23 protein-coding genes are annotated in these 20,305 nt (G+C 71.0%); 15 read left to right on the top strand and 8 right to left on the bottom strand.

The genetic code is table 11. From position 1 onward, the window contains the following. The 3 genes from ACFYZL_RS04990 to ACFYZL_RS04980 all read right to left on the bottom strand — a co-directional run bounded on the left by ACFYZL_RS04990 (window position 1) and on the right by ACFYZL_RS04980 (window position 3,702). Complete coding sequence (locus ACFYZL_RS04990; RefSeq protein WP_388676096.1) at window positions 1-1,053, bottom strand: ABC transporter substrate-binding protein; 1,053 nt, start codon at window positions 1,051-1,053, stop codon at window positions 1-3. A gap of 108 nt (window positions 1,054-1,161) precedes the next feature. Further along, a complete protein-coding gene (locus ACFYZL_RS04985; protein ID WP_388676093.1) occupies window positions 1,162-2,112 on the bottom strand; it encodes a TauD/TfdA dioxygenase family protein in 951 nt (316 codons plus the stop codon). Window positions 2,113-2,517: 405 nt separating this feature from the next. Next, complete coding sequence (locus ACFYZL_RS04980; protein ID WP_384742979.1) at window positions 2,518-3,702, bottom strand: ROK family protein; 1,185 nt, start codon at window positions 3,700-3,702, stop codon at window positions 2,518-2,520. 622 nt (window positions 3,703-4,324) lie between these two features. Here ACFYZL_RS04980 and ACFYZL_RS04975 point away from each other — a divergent pair. Genes ACFYZL_RS04975 through mtnB form a run of 3 tightly spaced genes read left to right on the top strand, consistent with a single transcriptional unit; the run spans window position 4,325 to window position 6,224 of the window. Then, window positions 4,325-4,912 carry an acireductone dioxygenase gene (locus ACFYZL_RS04975; protein WP_388676090.1) on the top strand — a complete coding sequence of 196 codons (588 nt, stop codon included), beginning with the start codon at window positions 4,325-4,327 and terminating at the stop codon, window positions 4,910-4,912. Beyond that, window positions 4,909-5,622: an acireductone synthase gene (gene mtnC / locus ACFYZL_RS04970; RefSeq protein WP_388676087.1), complete on the top strand. Its 714-nt coding sequence runs from the start codon at window positions 4,909-4,911 to the stop codon at window positions 5,620-5,622. Before ACFYZL_RS04975 ends, mtnC begins: the two co-directional genes overlap by 4 nt. Beyond that, window positions 5,619-6,224, top strand: a complete 606-nt coding sequence (gene mtnB / locus ACFYZL_RS04965; RefSeq protein WP_388676084.1) for a methylthioribulose 1-phosphate dehydratase — start codon at window positions 5,619-5,621, stop codon at window positions 6,222-6,224. Before mtnC ends, mtnB begins: the two co-directional genes overlap by 4 nt. Window positions 6,225-6,295: 71 nt before the next feature. On the opposite strand, the gene mtnA is transcribed toward mtnB, so the two are convergent. After that, the gene (gene mtnA, locus ACFYZL_RS04960) at window positions 6,296-7,327 is read right to left on the bottom strand and encodes an S-methyl-5-thioribose-1-phosphate isomerase (protein WP_388676081.1); all 1,032 of its coding nucleotides are present in this window, start codon (window positions 7,325-7,327) and stop codon (window positions 6,296-6,298) included. Between the two features lie 385 nt (window positions 7,328-7,712). On the opposite strand from mtnA, the gene ACFYZL_RS04955 reads away from it, so the two are divergent. From ACFYZL_RS04955 to ACFYZL_RS04935, 5 genes are read left to right on the top strand one after another with little or no spacing between them, the layout of a single operon-like run. Continuing rightward, window positions 7,713-8,762, top strand: coding sequence for a BMP family ABC transporter substrate-binding protein (locus ACFYZL_RS04955; RefSeq protein WP_388676078.1), 1,050 nt, complete (start codon window positions 7,713-7,715; stop codon window positions 8,760-8,762). Further along, on the top strand, window positions 8,743-10,248 hold the full coding sequence (locus ACFYZL_RS04950; RefSeq protein WP_388676075.1) for an ABC transporter ATP-binding protein: 1,506 nt from the start codon (window positions 8,743-8,745) through the stop codon (window positions 10,246-10,248). The genes ACFYZL_RS04955 and ACFYZL_RS04950 overlap by 20 nt, the downstream gene beginning before the upstream one ends. Before the next feature lies 1 nt (window position 10,249). Then, window positions 10,250-11,317 carry an ABC transporter permease gene (locus ACFYZL_RS04945; protein WP_388676072.1) on the top strand — a complete coding sequence of 356 codons (1,068 nt, stop codon included), beginning with the start codon at window positions 10,250-10,252 and terminating at the stop codon, window positions 11,315-11,317. Then, window positions 11,317-12,186, top strand: coding sequence for an ABC transporter permease (locus ACFYZL_RS04940; RefSeq protein ID WP_388676069.1), 870 nt, complete (start codon window positions 11,317-11,319; stop codon window positions 12,184-12,186). Before ACFYZL_RS04945 ends, ACFYZL_RS04940 begins: the two co-directional genes overlap by 1 nt. Further along, window positions 12,183-12,932 carry a nucleoside phosphorylase gene (locus ACFYZL_RS04935; RefSeq protein WP_388676066.1) on the top strand — a complete coding sequence of 250 codons (750 nt, stop codon included), beginning with the start codon at window positions 12,183-12,185 and terminating at the stop codon, window positions 12,930-12,932. Before ACFYZL_RS04940 ends, ACFYZL_RS04935 begins: the two co-directional genes overlap by 4 nt. A gap of 393 nt (window positions 12,933-13,325) precedes the next feature. Here the strand turns inward: ACFYZL_RS04935 and ACFYZL_RS04930 are convergent, their stop codons facing one another. Next, window positions 13,326-13,559, bottom strand: coding sequence for an STAS domain-containing protein (locus tag ACFYZL_RS04930; RefSeq protein WP_388676063.1), 234 nt, complete (start codon window positions 13,557-13,559; stop codon window positions 13,326-13,328). A 564-nt stretch (window positions 13,560-14,123) separates the two neighbouring features. Beyond that, entirely contained in the window at window positions 14,124-14,480 is a 357-nt protein-coding gene (locus ACFYZL_RS04925; RefSeq protein WP_384587175.1) for an STAS domain-containing protein, read from the bottom strand. Between the two features lie 199 nt (window positions 14,481-14,679). Here ACFYZL_RS04925 and ACFYZL_RS04920 point away from each other — a divergent pair, with 199 nt between their 5' ends. The 4 genes from ACFYZL_RS04920 to ACFYZL_RS04905 all read left to right on the top strand — a co-directional run bounded on the left by ACFYZL_RS04920 (window position 14,680) and on the right by ACFYZL_RS04905 (window position 16,647). Then, entirely contained in the window at window positions 14,680-14,955 is a 276-nt protein-coding gene (locus ACFYZL_RS04920) for an isoamylase early set domain-containing protein (protein ID WP_384742944.1), read from the top strand. Window positions 14,956-14,971: 16 nt separating this feature from the next. Next, window positions 14,972-15,448 (top strand): hemerythrin domain-containing protein, encoded by a 477-nt coding sequence (locus ACFYZL_RS04915; protein WP_384742941.1) that lies wholly within the window; start codon window positions 14,972-14,974, stop codon window positions 15,446-15,448. After that, the gene (locus ACFYZL_RS04910; protein ID WP_388676059.1) at window positions 15,445-15,870 is read left to right on the top strand and encodes a hypothetical protein; all 426 of its coding nucleotides are present in this window, start codon (window positions 15,445-15,447) and stop codon (window positions 15,868-15,870) included. Before ACFYZL_RS04915 ends, ACFYZL_RS04910 begins: the two co-directional genes overlap by 4 nt. 81 nt (window positions 15,871-15,951) lie before the next feature. After that, a complete protein-coding gene (locus ACFYZL_RS04905) occupies window positions 15,952-16,647 on the top strand; it encodes a DUF6766 family protein (protein WP_388676056.1) in 696 nt (231 codons plus the stop codon). 153 nt (window positions 16,648-16,800) lie between these two features. Here the strand turns inward: ACFYZL_RS04905 and ACFYZL_RS04900 are convergent, their stop codons facing one another. Continuing rightward, window positions 16,801-17,604, bottom strand: coding sequence for a hypothetical protein (locus tag ACFYZL_RS04900; protein WP_384742932.1), 804 nt, complete (start codon window positions 17,602-17,604; stop codon window positions 16,801-16,803). Between the two features lie 350 nt (window positions 17,605-17,954). Beyond that, window positions 17,955-18,611 carry an HSP18 transcriptional regulator gene (locus tag ACFYZL_RS04895; protein ID WP_388676053.1) on the bottom strand — a complete coding sequence of 219 codons (657 nt, stop codon included), beginning with the start codon at window positions 18,609-18,611 and terminating at the stop codon, window positions 17,955-17,957. A 128-nt stretch (window positions 18,612-18,739) separates the two neighbouring features. Here ACFYZL_RS04895 and ACFYZL_RS04890 point away from each other — a divergent pair, with 128 nt between their 5' ends. The 3 genes from ACFYZL_RS04890 to ACFYZL_RS04880 all read left to right on the top strand — a co-directional run bounded on the left by ACFYZL_RS04890 (window position 18,740) and on the right by ACFYZL_RS04880 (window position 20,181). Next, on the top strand, window positions 18,740-19,174 hold the full coding sequence (locus ACFYZL_RS04890) for an Hsp20/alpha crystallin family protein (RefSeq protein ID WP_388676050.1): 435 nt from the start codon (window positions 18,740-18,742) through the stop codon (window positions 19,172-19,174). Between the two features lie 103 nt (window positions 19,175-19,277). Further along, window positions 19,278-19,673, top strand: a complete 396-nt coding sequence (locus ACFYZL_RS04885) for a DUF2267 domain-containing protein (RefSeq protein ID WP_388676047.1) — start codon at window positions 19,278-19,280, stop codon at window positions 19,671-19,673. A gap of 64 nt (window positions 19,674-19,737) precedes the next feature. After that, on the top strand, window positions 19,738-20,181 hold the full coding sequence (locus ACFYZL_RS04880) for a DUF2267 domain-containing protein (RefSeq protein WP_384742923.1): 444 nt from the start codon (window positions 19,738-19,740) through the stop codon (window positions 20,179-20,181). Window positions 20,182-20,305: the final 124 nt, after the last annotated feature.

The raw sequence follows: 20,305 nt of genomic DNA, 5'->3' as shown, positions 1-20,305 counted from the left end.
TCAGGCCTGCCCGCGGTACTCGGCGGGTGCGGACTGCGCGGCGACGCGCTCGAACCGCCGGTCGAACAGCACGCTGACGTCGAATCCCTTGACGAAGCCCGCGCCGGACATGAGATCGGCGACCGACTGCTCCCAGGCGATGGAGGAGTCCCAGTTCTCCGGGTACAGCGGCTTCTTGCGTGACGTGACGATCCGTTCGCCGTCCTCCTTGGTGACGCCCTGGTCCTTGACGTAGTAGGAGTCGATCCACTTCTCGGGGTTCTCCCAGGCCCAGTTGTTGCCCTTGACCCAGAGGGGGATGAACGCCTGGATCGCGGCCGCCTTCCGGTCGTCGGCGAGCACCGACGTGGGTGCCCACAGCAGGCTCAGCAGGTCCTGCACCTCGATGGGCAGGGTCCGCGCGCCGTCCTTCTCGTACTGCTTCAGGTACTTCGTCAGCGACGGCTCGGTCAGCGGCGCGAGGTCGACCTGCTTGCCCTGGAGAGCGGTCAGGAACTGGGAACTCGGCAGGGGCACCAGGGTCACGTCCTTGTGGGAGATCCCGTTGTCCTTCAGCCACTTCAGGATCGTGACGCCCTGCGCCTGCCCTTGGGAGAAGGCGATCTTCTTGCCGACGACGTCCTTCACCGTCCTGATGTCGCTGCCCGGCCGTGTCGTCGGGATGTAGTTGACCGCCGTGTTGTGGGAGATGGCGACGATCTTGGCGTCGACGCCGATGTCATGGGCCTGGATCGGCGGCATCCCCGCGTTGGCGGCCAGATCGACCGCCCCCGCACGGAATCCTTGAATGGTCTCCGGCCCGCCGTTGAGCCGGACCCACTCGACGGAGAACGGCGGCGGGCCGAGCGACGGCTCGGCGGCCAGCTGGACCTGCGCCGTGCTGACTCCGATGCGCAGGGTGGTGCTCTTGTCGGGGGACAGGGTCGGGAGCGCGCCGCGCGTCGTGGGATCGGACTGATCGGAGGAGGCGCAGCCCGCGAGCGTCAGCAGCGCACCGCTGCCCAGGGCGATGAATCCTCGGCGGTTCAACGGTCTTGAGAGATATGCAGACATGGCGGTACTGGGGGACCTTTGCGTGTTCGGCGCAATGACGGATGCGCGGTATGGCGGTGTCGCCGCCGGCGCCGTGCGGACGGCGCCGGCGGCCTGTCTCCGGCGGGGTCAGGAGGCGACGGCGACCCGGTGTTCGGCGGTGAAGGGGCGTCCGGCGACGAGCTCGGACTCCTGCCCGTCCGGTCCCACGGGGACGTCGCCGATCAGCGTGACCCGGTGCAGCCGGCGCTCGACGTCGAGGTGTTCCAGGTCGCGCGGGGCGAGGTGCGCGGTGGCCCGGTTGTCCCAGTACGCCACGTGTCCGGGCTCCCAGCGGAAGCGCACCGTGTACTCGGGCCGGGTGATCTCGGCGTACAGCAGGTCCAGGATGCGCCTGCTCTCGGCGGCGGTGACGCCCACGATGTGGCTGGTGAACCCGGGGTTGACGAAGAGCGCGCGCTCCCCGGTCTCGGGGTGCACCCGCACCACGGGGTGCACGGACACGAGCAGGTTGTCGTTGACGCGGCGGGCGTACTCGCCGTCCGCGGCCACCGGCCGGCTGCCGCCGTACCGGTGCTCGGCGCGGAGGGTGTCCACGAACGCCCGGACCGGGGCGGACAGTCCCTCGTACGCGGCGACGAGGTTGGTCCACTGCGTGTCGCCGCCGAACTCCGGAACGCTCTCGGCGCGCAGGATGGAGCCGGCGGGCGGATTCACGGCGGCGGTGACGTCGGTGTGCCAGCCGTCGAAGTAGCTGTACTGACGCTTGCGGTACTCGTCCCGGAAGTTCTTCCCGTAGCGCTCCTCGAAGCGGCGCGGATCGATGGTGAAGATCTCCGGGTGGTCCTCCGGCGGGGCGTCGTCGTGCGGGTGGGCGTAGGTGAGCTCGCCGAAGTGGCGGGCGAACGCGATCTGGGAGGAGTGGTCGAGTTGCTGCCCCCGGAAGAAGACGACCTTGTGGCGGTGGAGGGCCTGCTTGATCCCTTCGACGGTCTCGGCGGACAGCGGTCGGGCGAGGTCCACGCCGTCGATGTCGGCGCCGATGTGACCGGCGACGGGGCGGACGGAGAGCGTGCTCATGGGCAGGGGTCCTTTCGGGCATGGCGGATACGGCGCCGGTGGCGGTGACCGCATCGGGGCGCGCGGAGTTCACCCGACGGGTGGGAGCCGGCAGGTGTGGAAGACGCCGGGCCGGAGGTCGATCCGGTGCCGGGCCGGAGTCCGGGGGAAGAGGTGTGCGCCGGTGGCGGCGGTCAACGCCGCGGTGCGGCCGCGCGGGGGCGCGTCGGCGGAACGCCGGTCAGCGGGCGCGACAGCCCAATCCGGCGAAGTGGTGCACGCGGAAGGCGTTCACGGGGTGCCGACCTGCGGCTGCCCGGATCGTGGCCCTCTGCTGTGCGTCCATGGGAGGAGTCTGCTGCCGCGGTGCCGGTGCGGACAATGTTTTGTGTCGGTGCGGAAGAATCCCCGCCGGCCCGCTTCGGCTCACCGGGCGCTGCCGGCCGTGCGCAGTCCCAGCGGGTCCCGGTAGACGGCCGCGAGCACCGGCGCGGTCGCCGCCACCGCGAGCGTGTCCGTACCGAAGGATCCGACACGCACCTGGTCGCCGTCGCTTTCCAGTTCGTCGATCAACTCGTCCAGCAGTTGCGGGAGACGGAGGGTGGCGGACTCGGTCAGCACCAGGGCGTCCGGACTGATCAGGTCGAGCAGAGGACGTACCGCGTGCGCGATGAGCCGCAGCCGGGCGCGGCACAGTTCCATCGCACGCGCGTCGCCCGCCAGAGCGGCGCGTACGAGCAGTCGTAGGTCGGGATGCGGGATGATGCCCGCCGCGACGGCGCGCTGCGCGACGGCCCGGTCGGAGACGGTGGCCTGCAGACAGCCGGTACGACCACACGGGCAGGGCTCGGTCGAGCCCGGGACGGGCAGGTGGGCGATGCCTCCGGCGCCGGACCGGCGGCCCTGGAGGAGGACGCCGCCGGTGGCGATCGCCGCGTCCACGGCGTTGCCGACGAACACATGCACCAGGTCACCGCCGCGGCTCGCGCCGAACAGCAGTTCCGCGTGGGCCAACGCCCGCGCGTGGCCTTCCACATGGACCGGCAGCCCCACCGTCCGTTGCAGCGTGCGCCGCAGCGGGATGTCACGCCAGCCGAGGGCGGAGTTCTCGACGAGGACCCCGGCGTCCGGGTCGACCCAGCCGCCGGTGACCACCCCCAGGCCGAGCACGGAGCGGCCGCCGGCGTACCGGCGCAGAAAGCCGGGCAGCCGGGCGGCGACGTCGTGCAGGGCGGCGCCGTGCTGCGGCTGCCTGGGCACACGCTCGTGCGCGATGACACCGCCGCGCAGATCGGTGAGCGAGAAGGTGAGCCGCGCCATCGAGATGTGCACGCCCACCGCGACGTGGTGCGAGGTCTCGATGTCCAGCGGGATGCGGGGCCGGCCCGGCCGGGGCCGCCGCGAGGGCTCGGGCGGTTCCCATACCAGCCCCATCGCGAGCAGTTCGGCCGAGTGCCGCGACACGGCGGCCGGGCTGAGCCCCGTCTCCCCGATGATCGCGGTGCGCGCCAGCGGGCCCCCGTGCAGTACGGCCCGGAGTACGGCGGTCGCACCGTCGGACTGGTCGGCGGCGGTCTTCCCGCCCGGCGTCGCGATGAGCGCTGGTCGCATCGGTGATCCTCGGTCCGGGTCGGTCACACGGCGGTACGGCGGCACGGCGGCCCCGGAAACCGGGGGTACCGGCGCTGGGGCCAGTCCGACAACCTCAAGCTCCGATGCTCGCAAGCGCACGAAGACCGGTCAACGATCCGGCGTTACGGGGCAATGACGGTTGTGCGAAGCCGACGGGCGACCCCTCCCGGCGCCGGCTCTGTCGCGGGGCCGCAGGTCGGAGAAGACATCCAGGCCGCCCGGCCGACCGCGACCACGGCCCAGGCCGACCGGAGACTCCGCGGCACGCGGCCGGCCGGCCCACGGCCGGCGTCCTGGACCACTACCTGCTCGTGCACGAGTGCGGTCGTGAGGGGACCGGCGCACGGCCGCGCCACCCCGCCGGGTACGACGGCTCGTCTCGATTCCTTCGCGGGCGCGGTTGGTGGCAAGGCGGTAGGAGTCCGTGCCGTCCTCGATGGCACGCGCGGTATGGCGGGGCGGTCACGCGCGCGGGGCCGGCCACCCGTGGCACCTGCCATACGGCCGCCATGCTGTGGCAACAACGGGCGGCGAGAATCGGGCCGGGGTCGGGCCGTCGAGGAGCCCACCCCCGCACCCATCTCATCCCCCGGAGCATTCCGTGACGCTGCTGACGACCTGGCCGGAGAGCGGTCCCGAGACCGTCGTACGCCGTACTTCCGAGCCTGCCGAGATCGCCGCCGCCCTGGCGCCGATCGGGGTCCGCTACGAGCGTTGGCCGGTACGCGAGGACCTGGCGCCCGACGCCGACAGCGATGCCGTCTTCAGCGCCTACCGGGCCGAGATAGACCGGCTGACCGCCACGGAGGGCTTCGCCACCGTCGACGTCGTCGCCCTGCACCCCGGTGACGACGACCCCGGTTTCGCCGAGAAGGCGAAGGCCGCGCGGACGAAGTTCCTGGAGGAGCACACGCACGACGACGATGACGAAGTGCGCTTCTTCGTCGCGGGCTCCGGCATCTTCTACCTGCACGTGGGAGGGGAAGTGCACGCGGTGCTGTGCGAGCGGGGCGACCTCCTCGGCGTGCCGAAGGGCACCACGCACTGGTTCGACATGGGTACCCGGCCCGCCTTCACCGCGATCCGCTTCTTCCACGAGGAGGACGGCTGGATCGGCACCTTCACCGGCAGCGGGATCTCGCGGCGCTTCCCCGACTTCGACACGATCACGGGGCAGGGCGCGGCGTGAGCCGAGTGGTGGACGCCGTGGTGCTGGACGTCGAGGGCACCACGAGCGCCACCGGCTTCGTCGTCGACGTGCTCTACCCGTACGCGCGCGAGCGGTTCGGAGCCCTGCTCGCCGAGCGGTCCGACGAGCTGGAGGTGGCGCGCGCCCTGGCCCAGGTGCGCACGGAGCTGGGCGAGCCGGACGCGGGCCCGGCACGGATCGAGCAGGCGCTGAACGCCTGGCTCGACGAGGACCGGAAGGTGACGCCGCTGAAGACCCTTCAGGGAGTGCTGTGGGCCGAGGGGTTCGCACGGGGCGAGCTCGTCTCCCATTTCTACGCCGACGTGGTGCCCGCCCTGAGACGCTGGCACGCGGAGGGCCTGCGCCTGTACGTGTACTCGTCCGGATCGGTGGCCGCGCAGCGGGCGTGGTTCGGGCACAGCCCCGAGGGAGATCTGCGCGGGCTCGTCACCGGCTGGTACGACACCCGCAACGCGGGCCCGAAGCTGGAAGCCGGCTCCTTCCGCACGATCGCCGCGGACAGCGGGATCTCCCCGGACCGGCTGCTGTTCCTCTCCGACCGCCCGGGCGAGCTGGACGCGGCCAGGGCGGCGGGCTGGCGGACCGTGGCTGTGCGCAGGCCGCAGGAGCCGTACTACGCGCAGGACCTGCAAGGACACGCGGAGGCAGAGACCTTCGAGCACATCGATGTACGGGGGAGCGGAGCATGACGACGTCGACCGACCTGGAGCAGGCGGGTGCGGTGCTGGCGGCCGAAGCGGCGCGCTTCGCCTCGTTCGGCTGGATGCGCGGCACCTCCGGCAACCTCTCGGTACTCCTCTCCCGCGACCCGTTCCGGCTGGCCGTCACGGCGAGCGGTCACGACAAGGGTGAACTCGCGGCGCATGATGTGGTGTTGGTCGATGAGCAGGGTGCGGCGCTGAGCGGCGGAAAGCCGTCCGCCGAAGCGGAGCTGCACGCGCGCGTGGCCCGCCTGACGGGTGCGAACGCGGTGGTGCACGTGCACACGGTCGCCTCCGTGCTCATGGGACGCAAGCAGCCGGGCGGCATCGTTCTGAAGGACCTGGAGATGCTCAAGGGCGTCGGCCATCCGGCGGAGGGGGAGGAGATCACCCTGCCCGTGATCGCCAACAGTCAGGACATGCGGGTCCTGGGGGACCGGCTGGAAGCCGCTCGCGATCCGCGGATGCCGGCGGTGGTCGTGGCGGGGCACGGCCTGTACGCGTGGGGCGACTCGCCGCGTCAGGCACGCCACCACACCGAGGTCGTGGAATGGCTGCTGGAGCTGGAGTTGAGGCTGACGACGGGCTGATCGCACGTCCTTCGTGCCGCGGTGCCGAGGGCGCTTCCCGCGCGGGGAGCGCCCCCGAGCCGTGCCCCGCGTCAGACCAGGTGGTCCGAGGGGAGCTCGCCCGCCGACACCTCGAGTACGCCGCGCTCGGTGACCAGCGCCGTCACCAGGCTGCCCGGTGTCACGTCGAAGGCCGGGTTGTGGCCGCGGGAACCGGCCGGAGCGGTACGGACGCCCGCCCATTCCAACACCTCCTCCTCGCCGCGCAGCTCGATGGGGATGTCCTCGCCGCTCACCGTGGCCAGATCCACCGTCGTGGTGGGTGCGGCCACGAGGAACGGGATGCCCGCGTGCGCGCACGCCAGAGCGAGGGCTACCGTGCCGACCTTGTTCGCGGTGTCGCCGTTCGCGGCGATCCGGTCGGCGCCCACCACCACGGCGTCGACCTCCCCGCGCAGAATGGTTCCGGCGGCCGCGCCGTCGGCCTGGACGTAGTGCGCGATGCCCTCCTCGGCCAGCTCCCAGGCGGTCAGCCGGGCTCCCTGCAGGAGCGGCCGGGTCTCGTCGGCGTACACCGTCTCCAACTGCCCGCGAGCGTGGAGTTCACGGATCACTCCGAGCGCGGTGCCCCAGCCGGCCGTGGCGAGCGCGCCGGTGTTGCAGTGCGTCAGGATGCGCAGCGGACGGTCCTCGTCGAGTCGCTTCAGCAGCCAGTCGACGCCGTGCGCGCCCAAGGCGTGATTGGCTTCCACGTCCTCGCGCTGCACGGCGGCGGCCTCGGCCAGGACCGCCGTCAGCCCGCCGTCCAGTGCCGCCAGTACCCGGTCGACGGAGACGGCCAGGTTGACCGCCGTCGGTCGCGCCGCCCGGATCCGGGCGACCTCCTCGCGTATGCGCGTACGGTCCCAGCCCTCGCGCTCCCCCTGCAGCAGCGCGATGGCCACCCCGTAGGCTCCGGCCGCCCCGATGGCCGGGGCTCCGCGCACCACGAGGCGCACGATCGCATCCACCAGAGCGTCCACGTCCGCGACGTGCAGCACCTCCTTGCGATGCGGCAGAGCGGTCTGGTCGATCAGCGCGAGGCCGTCACCGACCCACTCGACGGCACGCAGTTCCCTGGTCATGGCAGTGCACTCCAAAGCTCGAAGCAGAAAGGGGGGAGGGGTGCGCGTCACCGTACAGGAGGCGGGGAACCACAGTTCGAGACGGTGAACCGGTCACACGCACCCGGGTGTTACTCTCCTGGCCTCAACGATCTGTTGCACGGTAGTCCGGGGGGAGAGCGCACATGCTGCTGACGCTGCGCCGCTACCTCGACTACGGCCGGTGCGCCAGCGACGCCTGTCGCGGCTGACCGCTCCGTCACCGGACGCCTGACGAGGCTTTCACAACTCGTCTGATTTCACATCGATTTCACACACTTCGCGCGCCGTTCATCCACGAGCGGCCGCGTGCCTCGCGCATCCCCCCGTACTGCCGTACCCCCGTACCGTCCTGGAAGGCACCTCCATGTCCCGGAGATCCCGTACCCGCGCCCTTCGACTCGCCGCCGCCGTGGCAGGAGGGGCCCTGCTCGCCACCGGCTGCAATGCCGCGGCGGCGAAGAAGGACGAGGACGGCAAGAGCGCCGGCCCGGCGTTCACGCTCGTCACCCCCGACGCGGTGGGACAGAACGAATTCCTCAAGCTCGCGGTGGACGGCGTGAAGGCGGCGGCCGGAGCGCGCTCCGGCAGCTCGAAGGTGTACGAGTCCACCGACGCGGCCTCCCGGCAGCAGAACGTCCAGGCCGCGGTGGACGCCAAGCCCAAGGTGATCGTCCTGGTCGGCTTCGAATTCGCCGACCTCGTCGCCCAGCAGGCCGAAGCCCACCCCGACCAGAGCTTCCTGGTGGTCGACGCCTGCACCAAGCAGACGTACGCGAACGTGAGCTGCGCCGTCTTCCGGGAGCACGAAGGAGTGTTCCTGGCCGGAGCCGAGGCCGGACTGCTGAGCAAGAGCGGCAAGGTCGGGGCGGTCGACGTGCTCGACACCCCCCAGTTCCGCCGGTACAGCGAACCGTTCGCGGCCGGGGCGAAGAAGACCGCGCCCGCGAGCGAGGCGGCCACCCGATTCGTCGGCGGCCAGTCGCCCTTCAACGACTCCGCCCGCGCCAAGGAGCAGGCGAGCTCGCTGATCTCGGGTGGGACGGACCAGCTCATGGCGGCCGCGGCCGCCGGCAATTACGGCGTCTTCGAGGCGGCGAAGGCCAAGGGCGCCTTCGCGTACGGAGTGGACGTCAACCAGTGCGTCTCCGCGCCCGGCACCGTCGTCGACAACGTCATCAAGAAGACCGATGTCGCCGTGGAGAAGGGCATCGAGCAGGCGATCGGCGGCAAGGGCGGCCAGATCGTCTCGTACGGGCTCAAGGAGGGCGGCATCAGCCTGACCGGCCTGGAGCAGGGCGTCGTCGACTCCCAGTGCGTCATCGCCCAGCACGCCCCGGTCCTGGACCAGGTGAAGAGGCTGCGTGACCAGATCGTCTCCGGAGAGCTGAAGGTTGATGACCCCGCCGCCAAGTGACCCCGCAGAGACGGTCGTCGAGCTCACAGGAATCACCAAGCGGTACCCCGGCACGCTCGCGAACGACGCCGTCGACCTCAGCGTGCGGCGCGGCGAGATCCACGCCCTGATGGGGGAGAACGGCGCTGGGAAGTCCACCCTCATGTCCGTCCTCTACGGGACGGAGCGGCCGGACGCGGGAACGATCCGCATCCACGGGCGCGAGGTGGACTTTTCCGGCCCGGCCGACGCGATCGCCGCCGGACTCGGCATGGTCCACCAGAGCTTCCGGCTCTTCGACTCGCTGACCGTCGCCGAAAACGTCGTCTTCAGGGCCGAGCCGCGCAGGTTCGGCCTCCTCGACCGGGCGGCCGCGCGCCGACGGGTCCGCGAACTCGCCGAGGAACACGGGTTGCCCGTCGACCCCGACGCGCGCGTCGGCGACCTGCCCGTCGGAGTACGGCAGCGGGTGGAGATCCTGAAGCTGTTGTACCGCGGTGCCCGCGTCCTGATCCTCGACGAGCCGACGGCCGTCCTCACGCCCGACGAGGCAGTCCGGCTGTTCGCGGTCCTCGAATCTCTTGCCGCCCAGGGGCGTTCCGTGATCCTCGTGACCCACAAACTGCATGAAGTACTGGAGGGCGCCCACAACGTCACGGTGCTGCGCGACGGACGGGTCACGGCCCGACTGCGGACCGCCGACACCACCGCGGCCGAGATCGCCGGGGCGATGACCGGCCGCCGGGTCGAGTTGGACCGCGTCCATCCGCCCGGGACCCCCGGCGAGGTCGTGCTGTCCGTCTCGGGAGTCCGTGGGGTGGACCTGACCGTGCGCGCCGGCGAGATCGTCGGCATCGCCGGCGTCGCGGGCAACGGCCAGAGCGAGCTGATCGAGGCCCTCGCCGGGCTGCGCCCCGTCGAGGCCGGACGCATCGAGCTCACCGGGCACGACATCACCCACGCCTCACCGGCCGCCCGCCGTGCCGCCGGCCTCGCCTACATACCGGAGGACCGTGCGGCGGTGGGCACCGCTCCCGCCGCCTCGGTGGCCGACAACCTGGCGATGGGACACCACCGGCGGCCGCCGGCCACCCGACACGGACTGCTGCGTCCCGCTGCCCTGCGCGCACACGCCCGCTCCCTCATCGAACGCTTCGGCATCAAGACCCCCTCACCCGGGACCCCGGCGGGCGCACTGTCCGGCGGCAACCTCCAAAAGCTGCTGGTCGGCCGCGAACTCGCCCACGACGCCCCACTCCTCCTGGTGGAACAACCCACCCGCGGCGTGGACGTCGGCGCGATCCAGCAGATCCACGAACAGCTGATCGCCTGCCGGGACGCGGGCCACGCGGTGCTCCTGGTCTCGGCCGAACTCAGCGAGATCCGCAGCCTCTCGGACCGGATCCTGGTGATGTACGAAGGCCGGATCTCGGCTTCCCACACCCGGGACGACGCCGACGAACACGGCCTGGGCCTCGCCATGGCCGGGGCGGGAACGGCGAACTGACATGACCACATCGGCCACCCCCTCGCCCCTCGCGTCCGCGGCGCGCTCACCCGTCCTGTCCTCCGTCGTCGCGGCCCTCCTCGTCGGAACGCTCCTCCTGGCAGCGACCGGGGCGGACCCGCTCACCGCGTACGGCGCCGTCCTGAGCGGATCCCTCGGCCCCGACGGGCTCGCGGCCACCCTGACCACCGGCACCAGCGTCCTGGGCATGGCCCTCGCACTGTCCGTGCCGCTGCGCGCCGGCATCGTCAACCTGGGCGGCGACGGACAACTGGTGCTCGGCGGCCTCACCGCCACCGTCACCGGCCTCTACGCACCGCTGCCCGCACCCCTCGCCGTAGCCGCGGCCCTCCTCGCCGGCATGGCGGCCGGAGCCGCGTACGCCGTACTCGCCGCGGTGTGCGAGACCCGCCTCGGAGTCCCCCTGCTGGTCAGCAGCCTGCTCCTGTCCTATCCCGCGGTCTCCTTCGCCTCCTACCTGGTGCGGTACCCGCTGAAAGAGCCCGGCTCCAGCCTGCCGCAGACCAGACGGCTCGCCGAAGGCGTGGCCCTGCCCGCGTTCGGGTCGACCACGGTGACCGTCGGTCTGCTCCTCGTGATCGCCGCAGCCATCGCCCACTCCTTCGTCGACGCGCGTACCAGCGCCGGCTACGAGGTCCGCATGACCGGCCTCAATCCGCGTTTCGCCGCCTATGCCGGCGTGGACCGGGCCCGACTGACCCTGCGGCTGATGGCCACATCCGGCGCGATCGCGGGACTGGTGGGAGCGATCGGAGTACTGAGCTTCCCGTACCGCTTCCTCGACGGCGCGCTCACCGCGCCCGGCTACACCTGGACGGGTCTCACGGCGGCGCTGCTCGCCGCCGCCGCTCCCCTCGGCACGGTGCTCGCCGCGCTCTTCTTCACCGTCCTGCAGGTCGGCGGGCTGAGCATGGAGCGGGCCACCGAGGTGCCGCGCGAACTGACGCAGGTGTTGCAGGCCCTGGTCATCGTCCTGCTCGCCTCCCGGCTCCGGATGACCTGGCGCCGGACCGGACGCCGCGGGCAAGAGAACGGGAAGGCTGCCTGATGTCCCTCGAATCCGACCTCTTCCTCTCGGTGCTGCGCGCGCTCACCCCGATCCTGCTCGCCGCGCTCGGCGGCGCGATCTGCGAACGGGCGGGCGTCTTCAACATCGGTCTCGAAGGCATGATGCTGATCGGCTGCTTCAGCGCCGTCACCACCAGCTGGTTCACCGGGAGCCCGTGGCTCGGAGTGCTCGCGGCAGCGCTCGCCGCCGCCGCGTACTCCTTGATCCTGGCCGTGGGCGCGGTGACGCTGCGCGGCGACGCGGTGGTGCTGGGCGTGGCCATGAACCTCCTCGCCGTCGGACTCACCGGCTTCCTGCTGCGTACGGTCTTCGGCGTGCGGGGCACCTTCGACGACCCCCGGCTGACCGGACTCCCGCTGATCGGAGGCCAGTCACCCCTCGCCTACCTCAGCTGGTCCGCCGCCCTGCTCACCGCCTTCACGCTGTCCCGACACGTGTGGGGGCTGCGGCTGCGCGGGGTCGGCGAAGCACCCGACGCCGCGGCGGCACTGGGAGTGAGCCCCGTCAAGTACCGCTACGGCGCGGTCCTGGCCGCCGGCGTTCTGTGCGGTCTGGCCGGCGCCCAACTCGCCCTCGGTAACGTCACCTTGTTTTCGGAGAACATGACCGCGGGCCGCGGCTGGATCGCGGTGGTCGCCGTCATGCTCGGCCGCGCCGCACCCGTCGGAGTGCTGCTCGCGGCCCTGCTCTTCGCCGTCACCGAAGCGGCCGGCTTCCGCTTGCAGGGCCTCGGCCTCCCGCAGCAGGCCACGGACGCCGCACCGTACGCCGTCACGCTCGCGGCCCTCTTCCTGACCACCGCCGGCCGCCGCCGTGCCGGCCGCCGTACTACCGGAGCCGTCGTATGACACAAGAACTGCTACCCCTCACCCGCATCCCGCGCACCGGCCTCCCGGCCCACGCGCTCGTCGTCGGCGACCCGGCCCGGGCCGAAGCCGTCGCGGGACTGCTCGAAGACGCCAAGGAGGTGTCCCACCACCGCGAATTCCGTCTCTTCACCGGGAGCCGGCAAGGACTTCCGGTGGCGGTCGCCTCGCACGGGGTCGGCGCCCCCGGGGCCGTCCTGCTCTTCCGGGAGCTGGCCGACGCGGGTGTGCGCACCCTCATCAGGCTCGGCACGGCGGGGGCGATCCGGCCCGGCACCGCCGACGGAGACCTGGTGATCGCGGAGGCGGCGATACGCGACGACGGGGTCACCGGGCAGCTGCTGCCACCGGAGTATCCCGCGGTGTCCACGCCCGAGGCGGTACTGGCGCTCCAGCGGGCGGCCCGCGACGCGGGCGTTCCCCACCACCGCGGCGTCGTCTGGACGCGCGCCGCCTTCCAGCCCGGCCTCATCCCCTTCACCGACTACGGCAAAGCCGGCGTCGTCGCGATCGAGATGGAACTTTCCGCCCTGCTGGTGACGGCCTCGCTGCGCGGACTGACCGCAGGGGGAGTGCTGGTGGTGGACGGGGCGAACGCCGACGAACTCGTGGACGAGCAGGCGACCGGCGGCTACAACCCGCACCGCCGAGTGGTAGCCGACGGCATCGGCCGAGCCGCCACCGTCGCCCTGGAGGCGCTGCGGCTGCTGGCCGCAGATGGGCGCTGAGGGGCGCTGAGGGGCGTGCAAACCGGGGGCGGCCACCACCGGGCCGACGCGACGGAGGCACCTTCCGTCGGCTCGGTGGCTTACCTCAGCCCGGGGCAGCCGGGGGTTCAGGAGCAGACTCGTCATCGGCGACGGTTCGGCGCGGGGATGTGGGGCAGGTGCGGTGTAGGTGCCGCTGGGGCCGGTGGCCTTCCCCCCGATCCACCAGGCCTCGCGGCACCGTTGGCCGTGTACTCCTTCCTCCGGGCGGCCCATGGGTGGAACTCCGGCGGAGGCCGGCTACCGGGGGCGGGTCAGACGATGTGGCAGGTCTCCCGGGGCCGCGTTGGGCGGCGGGGTACGGGTGCCGGTGAGGTCGAGGACGCGCAGGGCCTGTGGGGGGACGCAGACCAGTTACAGACTGCCGCCTTCGGTTTCGGCACGTTGGCGGAGGGCGAGGAAGGCGTTGAGGCCGGAGGAGTCCATGAAGGTGAGTGCGGTCAGGTCCAGGACCAGGGTCCGGCCGTCAAGGTGCAGGGCGTTGATGACCTGGGTGAAGTAAGGGCAGGTGTCCATGTCGATGGTGCCTGCCAAAGTCACGATGGTCCGCTTCGGATGCGCGCGGACAGCGATGTCGAGGGGTTGCACGGCCGGCGCCGCCCTTTCTCGGAGCCCCTCACGGTCGGCTCCCCGAGGTCGGGGCGGAGTCGGCCGTCAAGCGCGCGGCGCCGGGCCGCGCAAAGCCGGACAAGACAACCCGCACCGAACCGTCAGCCACCCCAGGTGACCGTGTGGTGGCGCGGGGTCTCCCACCAGACCAGGCTGGTATCGGTTGCTTCTTCCCCGCTCCAGCGGCCTTACGCCTGCCGGGGCCTTCGGCCGGCGTCTTTGAAGGAGGCCGTGGCAATTTCCGGCCGCCGTGAGCTGGAATGCGGGGGCGTACGGTGAAAGCGCACGCCCCGGGGTCGCTTGGCGATGTGGTGTGTGCTGTCCCGCAGGAGGAGGCCGACACGGACGGCTACACCGACACCGCTCTGAAGGAGTCCCTGCCGGATGTCCGCGTCCATCTCACGGCCAGACGGACGGATCAGATGGAGTATCGGCGGATGGTCACGCTGGCCGGATGAGACCGGTTCCCGTGCTGTTCCAGGACCTGCACGGGAACCGGCCTGCGACGGGGTGGTTCAGGTGGGCATGCGTGACGCGTCGGGATCAGGAGGGAGGCGCAGGCTCGATGGGGAAGAGATCGTCGGTGCCGGTGATCTCCAGCAGGCGCATGAACTGGGAGGTCGGAGCGGCGAGAGAGAGCCGCTGCCCGGTCTGATCGGCGACGGCGCGGGCATTGAGAAGTGCGTTGAGGCCGGAGGAGTCACAGAAGAACAGGTGCTGGAGATCCACGCAGACTTCGTGGGGACGGACCTCGGTCTGCAGGGCGGTCAGCAACACCTGGCGGAAGGCGGTGGCGCGGGCGATGTCCATCTCGCCGTGGGGACGGACCACGGTGACATCGCCGACGTCCTCGACGTCGATCGCTTCACTTCCACCGCCGTCGCCTTCATGGGGTTGCACCTTTTCTCCTTTCAGGCCTGTGCGGCCACGCTATGGCCTGCGAGCGGCGGCCGGGCTGCGCACCGCGTGCGGGGGTGGGTGTCCGGCGGCCGCCCGGGTGACTGCCCCGCTATGGGCGGCGTGGGGAGGGCTGGGTACGGGTGTGCCTGTGTGACGGTGCGGGGGCCTCTGTCCCGCATTCTTCCGCTGGGAGTTTCCGTTGCTCGAACGCAAGCAGCTCAAGGGTCGCACCCAGGTCACCTTCGTCCTGCCCGAGGGCACCCCGCCCGGCCCTGTCAGCGTGGTGGGGGACTTCAACCACTGGAACCCCTCCGCTCACCCCCTGACGTCCCGTGGTGACGGGACCCGGGCCGCCACGGTTTCCCTGCCCAATCGCGCGAGGCATTCCTTCCGCTACCTCGCGGCCGGGGACTACTGGTTCGACGACGAACACGCCGACGCCCACGACGGCGCCAACAGCCGTATCCACACCTGAGCCGAGGGGACTGGTCATGGATGCGATCGTGCTGCTGCGCGAGGACCACAAGACGGTCGAGAAGCTCTTCAAGCAGTTCGAGAAGACCGACGATGACGACACCACCGAGCGCCGGGAGATCGCCGACAAGGTCATCGAGGAACTGACCGTGCACGCCTGGATCGAGGAGAAGTACTTCTACCCCGCCGCCCGCGAGGCCGCGCCCGATACGACCGATCACATCCTGGAGAGCATCGAGGAGCACCACGCAGTGGTGTGGATGCTGTCCGAGCTCAAGGGCATGGATCCGGCCGACGAGCGGTTCAAGGCCAAGATGAGCGTGCTGATGGAGCAGGTACGCCACCACGTCGAGGAAGAGGAGCAGGACTGGTTCCCCGACGTCCGCAAGGCCATGGGCAGAAACCGGCTCACCGAGCTGGGCGATCAGATGCAGACCGCGAAGGACGACGCGCCTCGGGACCCGCTGGCCGTGCCCAGCGCCGACTCCAAGTGACACGGCCGCACCATACGTCCCCGCGCAGCCTGCGCACGGTGGTGCTGTGCGCGGTCGTCCTCGCCTTGGCCGGGTGCGGGGGCCCCGCGGCGCGGGAAGACGCCGCGGCCCGGGCGGGATCGGCGTTCGAAGAGGCGCTGGCCGTCGGTGACCACGCCAGGGCCTGCACCATGCTGGCTCCGTCCACCCGTGAGCAGCTCGAACAGGACAAGCAGCAGGGCTGCGCGCGGGCGCTCGCGGGCGAGGAGCTGCCCCGGGCCGGCCGCCCGCAGAGTGTGGACGCGTACGGCAGGCAGGCGATGGTGCGGATGGCCGGCGACACCCTGTTCCTGTCGCAGTTCACCGGCGCCTGGAAGGTCGTGGCCGCCGGCTGTACGCCACGCCCGGACCAGCCCTACCAATGCCGGGTGAAAGGAGCGTGACGTGCGTGGTCTCTTCGTTGCCGTCCTGGCCGTGATCCTGGGCGGCCTCGGCTACTTCATCACCATCGGGATGCTCCAGCGATGAACGACGATCGTGAACACCGGGGGAGTTTCTGGCGGGACAACAGCCTGACACTGGCGTTCGGCACCGCGTTCCTGGTGGTCCTGGCCTGCCAGGCCGTCGTCGGTCAAGCGGAGTTCAACGAGCAGCTCACGGTGGAGGGACTGCAGCCGCTCGCGTTCGGCGAATACCTGACGTCCTCGGACTTCGCCGTGGACGTGACGGAGAACTGGCAGTCGGAGTTCCTGCAGTTCTTCCTCTACATCTTCGGCACCGTCTACCTCGTCCAGCGCGGCTCGCCGGAGTCGAAGAAGGTCCACGAGGCGGGCACCGAGAGTGAGGAGGAGCAGCGCATGGGCGACCATGCGCGGGCCGACTCGCCCCGTTGGGCCGGTACAAAGGACTGGCGCCAGACGCTGTACTCCCGCTCTCTCGGCACGGTGATGGGGCTGCTGTTCGTGCTGTCGTGGCTGGCCCAGTCCATCACCGGCACTGCCGCCTACAACGATCAGCAACTGCGGCAGCTCGAAGAACCACTCAGTTGGGGCGGCTACATCGTCACCCCCGACTTCTGGAACCGGACCCTGCAGAACTGGCAGTCCGAACTCCTCGCCGTCGCCGCCATGGTCGTCCTGTCGATCTACCTCCGCCAGCGCGGCTCCCCGGAATCCAAACCCGTTGGTGCCGCGCACCACACGACCGGAGTCGAAGGCTGACCACCGGCCCCGGCCGGTCCGGCCCGAGGAGATACAGCAGCTGTGCCCGGGCACGCCGGGGATCGCCGAGCGGTGGCCACAGCAGGGTTTTCCGCCCTGCTCCCCGAAGGCACCGCCAACCGCGCTGTGGATCCCGTTGACAGCAGGGCTCGGTCAGTCGCTGTGCCCGTAGTTCATGAACCAGTGAGTATCGAAGAAGCAGGCCATCGTGAACGGGTGATGCGGATCGATGAGGATGCGGCAGACGAACTCGGCGGCTTGGCAGTCGAAGGCGACGTCCTCACCGTCGAAGGACCGGACCACGACAGGCCAACGGTCGGGGTCGCCGCCGTCGGCCCTCCAGCAATACAGGTTCTCGTGCTCCGTGCCGGCCCAGATGAGCAGGCCGTCTTCCCTGAGACTCGTCCACGGCTCCTGGTTCAGGTCCAGGAATCCGTCGAAGGCGCCCTTGCCGAACGTCTGGACCATGTGCTTGTAGTCGCTCGGCAGCGCGGTGCCCAGGCGGGACTCCATCTCCGTCCAGTCCATGTCCGGCCGCTGGTCGGAGTGTGTCCAGCCGGTGATCAGTCTGAGCCGCTCCATCCAGTCGATGTCCCCGTCCTCGTCCGGAGCGACGCCCGAGGGTTGGGGCACCTCTCTGGGAGCGATCACCAGCACCGACCGCTCGGGCCCCTCGGCGTCCCGCACCGTCCCCGTGCCAATCCACTGGTCCCCGTACGCCCACGCCCGTAGCGTCACGGCTCGGTCCTCGAAAGGGATGATGAGGGCGGCCCCCTTGGAATCGTCGACCGTCGGATCGGTGAAGCCATCGAGGATGAGGGTGCGCGGGGCGCCATACCTGCCTTCGAGTAGGTCGGCCAGGTCCGGCAGGTCCAGATCGCCGGGCAGGTACATGTAGCTGGTCCCGGGGCCGAGTCGGGCCAGCAGATCGTTGACGTCCGTTTGCGTGAGCTCCATGGCGGACAGTGAAGCGCGCCGCGCTGACAACGGCCCCTCAACCTTCGAACACTCCGGCCCGTGGCCCGCGTGCGCCAGCGGTGCGACTTCGGCCGCTTCTGCTGAGTGGCCCGGACCATGCCCCGCACGTCCAGGACCACCGTGCTGCGCTCCTTGCCCGATCGCGCAGCTCGGGCTTCCGCGGGTGCCGCATGCCCGTCCACCTGCCCGATCCGACAGCGGGTCCACTCGGTCAGGGCGCCTACCAGGAGCCTGCGGCCGTCGCGACCGCCGCGCAAGGACAGAGCAGGCGCCCGGAGAGCGGGCGGTGACCCACGTCCGGGCCGGTGCCGCTCATCATCTATTGCGGATCACGTGTTGCGCCGGTCGTGGGTGTCCTGGCGGAGCTGGTCGGTGTGGCGGGTGAGGGCGTCGATGCGTTCGGCGAGCTCGGTGTCCTCGGGCCGCAGGTGGGGCCTGGTGTCGGCCAGGGGGCGCACGAGGCGGGCGGTGTCGTTGTCGGCGAGGGCCTGGTTCAGGTCGTCGATGGCGCCCTCGGCGCCGGCGGGCAGGCCGGCCAGGGCGGTGATCTGGCCGGCGAGGCGACGCAGGTCGGCGGCGTTGTCGCGGGCCCAGGTGTTCACGCTGCGGTCGGCGGCGCGGGTGTCGCGGGTGGCCTGGACGCGTTCCTCGCCGGTGCTTCCCGCCTTGCCGGGGCGCAGGCGGAGATAGCGGCGTTCGGCGGCCTGACGGCTGGCGAGTCCGAGGGGGCCGGCGAGGTCGGCCCAGCTGGCGCCCTGGCCGCGGGCGTTCTCGATCAGGCCGGTTTCCCAGCCGGCGAGCTGCTCGCGGACCTCGCGGAGCATCAGCAGGGCGGCCAGGGCCGGGTGCGGCCCCGCGGCCGGTGCCGCTGCCGACGTGCTTGTGGGGGTTTGCTGCGCGTCCTTGACGGCCTGGTGGATGGTCTCCAGTGCCGCGACGGCGGCCAGGAACGTGACGGGTGGGGTCGGCTCTGCGGCCTCGGTCATGGCGGTCTCCGTGATCTGTCATCCTCCAGATGACGTCTTGCTTGTCATCTTTTCGATGACATGTTACAACGGAAGCACGTTGAAGCGCATTGGCAGTTTCTGCCTGAACCCACTGGAGGTGTTTCGCGATGTTGATGCGCACCGACCCGTTCCGCGAGATGGACCGGATCGTTCAGCAGCTCTCGGGTACGTCGGGCACGTGGTCGAAGCCGTCCGTCATGCCCATGGACGCCTACCGCGACGGCGAAGCGTACGTGATCGCCTTCGACCTCCCCGGTGTGAGCACCGATGCGATCGACATCGACGTCGAACGGAACATGCTGACCGTGAAGGCCGAACGCCGGCCTGCGGAGAAGTCCGAAGGCGTACAGATGGAACTGTCCGAGCGCCCTCTCGGTGTCTTCTCCCGTCAGATCATGCTGGCCGACACCCTGGACACCGACCGCATCGAAGCCGACTACGACGCGGGTGTCCTGACCCTGCGGATCCCGATCGCCGAGCGCGCCAAGCCGCGCAAGATCGCCATCGGCGGAGAGTCCGGCCGCAAGCAGATCTCCGGCTGATCCGGCCGGCATCGGCGGCGGAGGACGGGGAACCCGATCCCCCTCCGGCACCCCGTCCTCCGCACCCCTTCCCCTTTCACCCCTCCCATGGAGGTGATGTGACATGTCGATGCGCTGGGAAGCGTTCCTGGACCATGTCCGGGAACGCGGGGAGTACCGGACCCGGGAAGAAGCCGAACGGGCGGCCCGCGTCGTCCTCGCCCTGCTGGGCGCCCACTTGGTCGGCACCGTGCGGGCCGAGCTCGCCGCCCGGCTCCCCGAGACCTACGCCCTGATCCTCCTCAACCCCCTGCAGGCCGCGGAGCCGCTCTCCCCCGAACGCTTCGTGCGGGCCACCGCTGCCTGGATCGAAGGCGCCACCGAGAAGACGGCCCTGTGGGACATAGGCGCGGTCCTGTCCACCGCGGCCGCCGCAGCCGGAGACATCCTCATGCGGGACGTCCTGCTCCAGCTCCCGCCCGGCTACGACCTCCTCTTCGGCCACCCCCGGCCCACCTGAACGTCCGACGCCACCGCAACGGGCCGGACACCGAGCCCGCGACGAGAAAGGCAACCGCAGCACCATGTACGACCAGCCTCGACCGCACCAGGCCCAGCCCGCCATGACGTTCGAGCAGATGCTGGAACGCGTGCGCTACGAAGGCGCCTACCCCACACGCGAACGTGCCGAGGACGCCGTCCGCACGGTCCTCGCCGCCCTCGGCCGCCAGCTCGTCGGAGACGAACGCGTCGACCTGGCCCAGGCCCTGCCCGTCGAAGCCGCCCTGGCCCTGACCGCCCAGATCCCTGCCACCGAACAGCTCACCGGCTGGAGCTTCGTCAAGGACCTGGCCGCCCGCACCGGCACCAGCCCGGCCATCGCCCGCTGGGACACCGGCGCCGTACTCGCCGTCGTCACCCGCCTCGCCGGCCCCGACCTCCTCACCCGCATCCTCCACCAACTCCCCACCGGCTACGCCCTCCTCTTCGGCCGGGCCGAACTGCGCCGGCCACAGCCCGCTGTGTGATGCGGTGGTAGCAGGCCGGCTCCCCGGGTCGGCGGGCGGCCGGTGACGGTCGGGGGGCGACGCGCTCGCGGCGCTGCGGCGCGCGGCCGCCGTGTGCGCCGAGGGACTCCGGCCGGACCCAGGG

This window comes from Streptomyces sp. NPDC001717, from assembly GCF_042892775.1.
Lineage (GTDB): Bacteria > Actinomycetota > Actinomycetes > Streptomycetales > Streptomycetaceae > Streptomyces.
Note: the sequence above shows the minus strand (reverse complement) of the source record. Positions and strands in the feature narration are given on the sequence as shown.

Bases quoted from the DNA above. Each gene is read 5' to 3' on its own strand.
- ACFYZL_RS04890 (WP_388676050.1), top strand. From the start codon at position 18,740: ATGTTGATGCGCACCGACCCGTTCCGCGAGATGGACCGGATCGTTCAG.
- ACFYZL_RS04895 (WP_388676053.1), bottom strand. From the start codon at position 18,611: ATGACCGAGGCCGCAGAGCCGACCCCACCCGTCACGTTCCTGGCCGCC.
- mtnB (WP_388676084.1), top strand. From the start codon at position 5,619: ATGACGACGTCGACCGACCTGGAGCAGGCGGGTGCGGTGCTGGCGGCC.
- ACFYZL_RS04880 (WP_384742923.1), top strand. From the start codon at position 19,738: ATGTACGACCAGCCTCGACCGCACCAGGCCCAGCCCGCCATGACGTTC.
- ACFYZL_RS04980 (WP_384742979.1), bottom strand. From the start codon at position 3,702: ATGCGACCAGCGCTCATCGCGACGCCGGGCGGGAAGACCGCCGCCGAC.
- ACFYZL_RS04945 (WP_388676072.1), top strand. From the start codon at position 10,250: ATGACCACATCGGCCACCCCCTCGCCCCTCGCGTCCGCGGCGCGCTCA.
- ACFYZL_RS04935 (WP_388676066.1), top strand. From the start codon at position 12,183: ATGACACAAGAACTGCTACCCCTCACCCGCATCCCGCGCACCGGCCTC.
- ACFYZL_RS04915 (WP_384742941.1), top strand. From the start codon at position 14,972: ATGGATGCGATCGTGCTGCTGCGCGAGGACCACAAGACGGTCGAGAAG.
- ACFYZL_RS04900 (WP_384742932.1), bottom strand. From the start codon at position 17,604: ATGGAGCTCACGCAAACGGACGTCAACGATCTGCTGGCCCGACTCGGC.
- ACFYZL_RS04990 (WP_388676096.1), bottom strand. From the start codon at position 1,053: ATGTCTGCATATCTCTCAAGACCGTTGAACCGCCGAGGATTCATCGCC.
- ACFYZL_RS04955 (WP_388676078.1), top strand. From the start codon at position 7,713: ATGTCCCGGAGATCCCGTACCCGCGCCCTTCGACTCGCCGCCGCCGTG.
- mtnA (WP_388676081.1), bottom strand. From the start codon at position 7,327: ATGACCAGGGAACTGCGTGCCGTCGAGTGGGTCGGTGACGGCCTCGCG.
- ACFYZL_RS04950 (WP_388676075.1), top strand. From the start codon at position 8,743: ATGACCCCGCCGCCAAGTGACCCCGCAGAGACGGTCGTCGAGCTCACA.
- ACFYZL_RS04885 (WP_388676047.1), top strand. From the start codon at position 19,278: ATGTCGATGCGCTGGGAAGCGTTCCTGGACCATGTCCGGGAACGCGGG.
- ACFYZL_RS04985 (WP_388676093.1), bottom strand. From the start codon at position 2,112: ATGAGCACGCTCTCCGTCCGCCCCGTCGCCGGTCACATCGGCGCCGAC.
- ACFYZL_RS04940 (WP_388676069.1), top strand. From the start codon at position 11,317: ATGTCCCTCGAATCCGACCTCTTCCTCTCGGTGCTGCGCGCGCTCACC.
- ACFYZL_RS04905 (WP_388676056.1), top strand. From the start codon at position 15,952: ATGAACGACGATCGTGAACACCGGGGGAGTTTCTGGCGGGACAACAGC.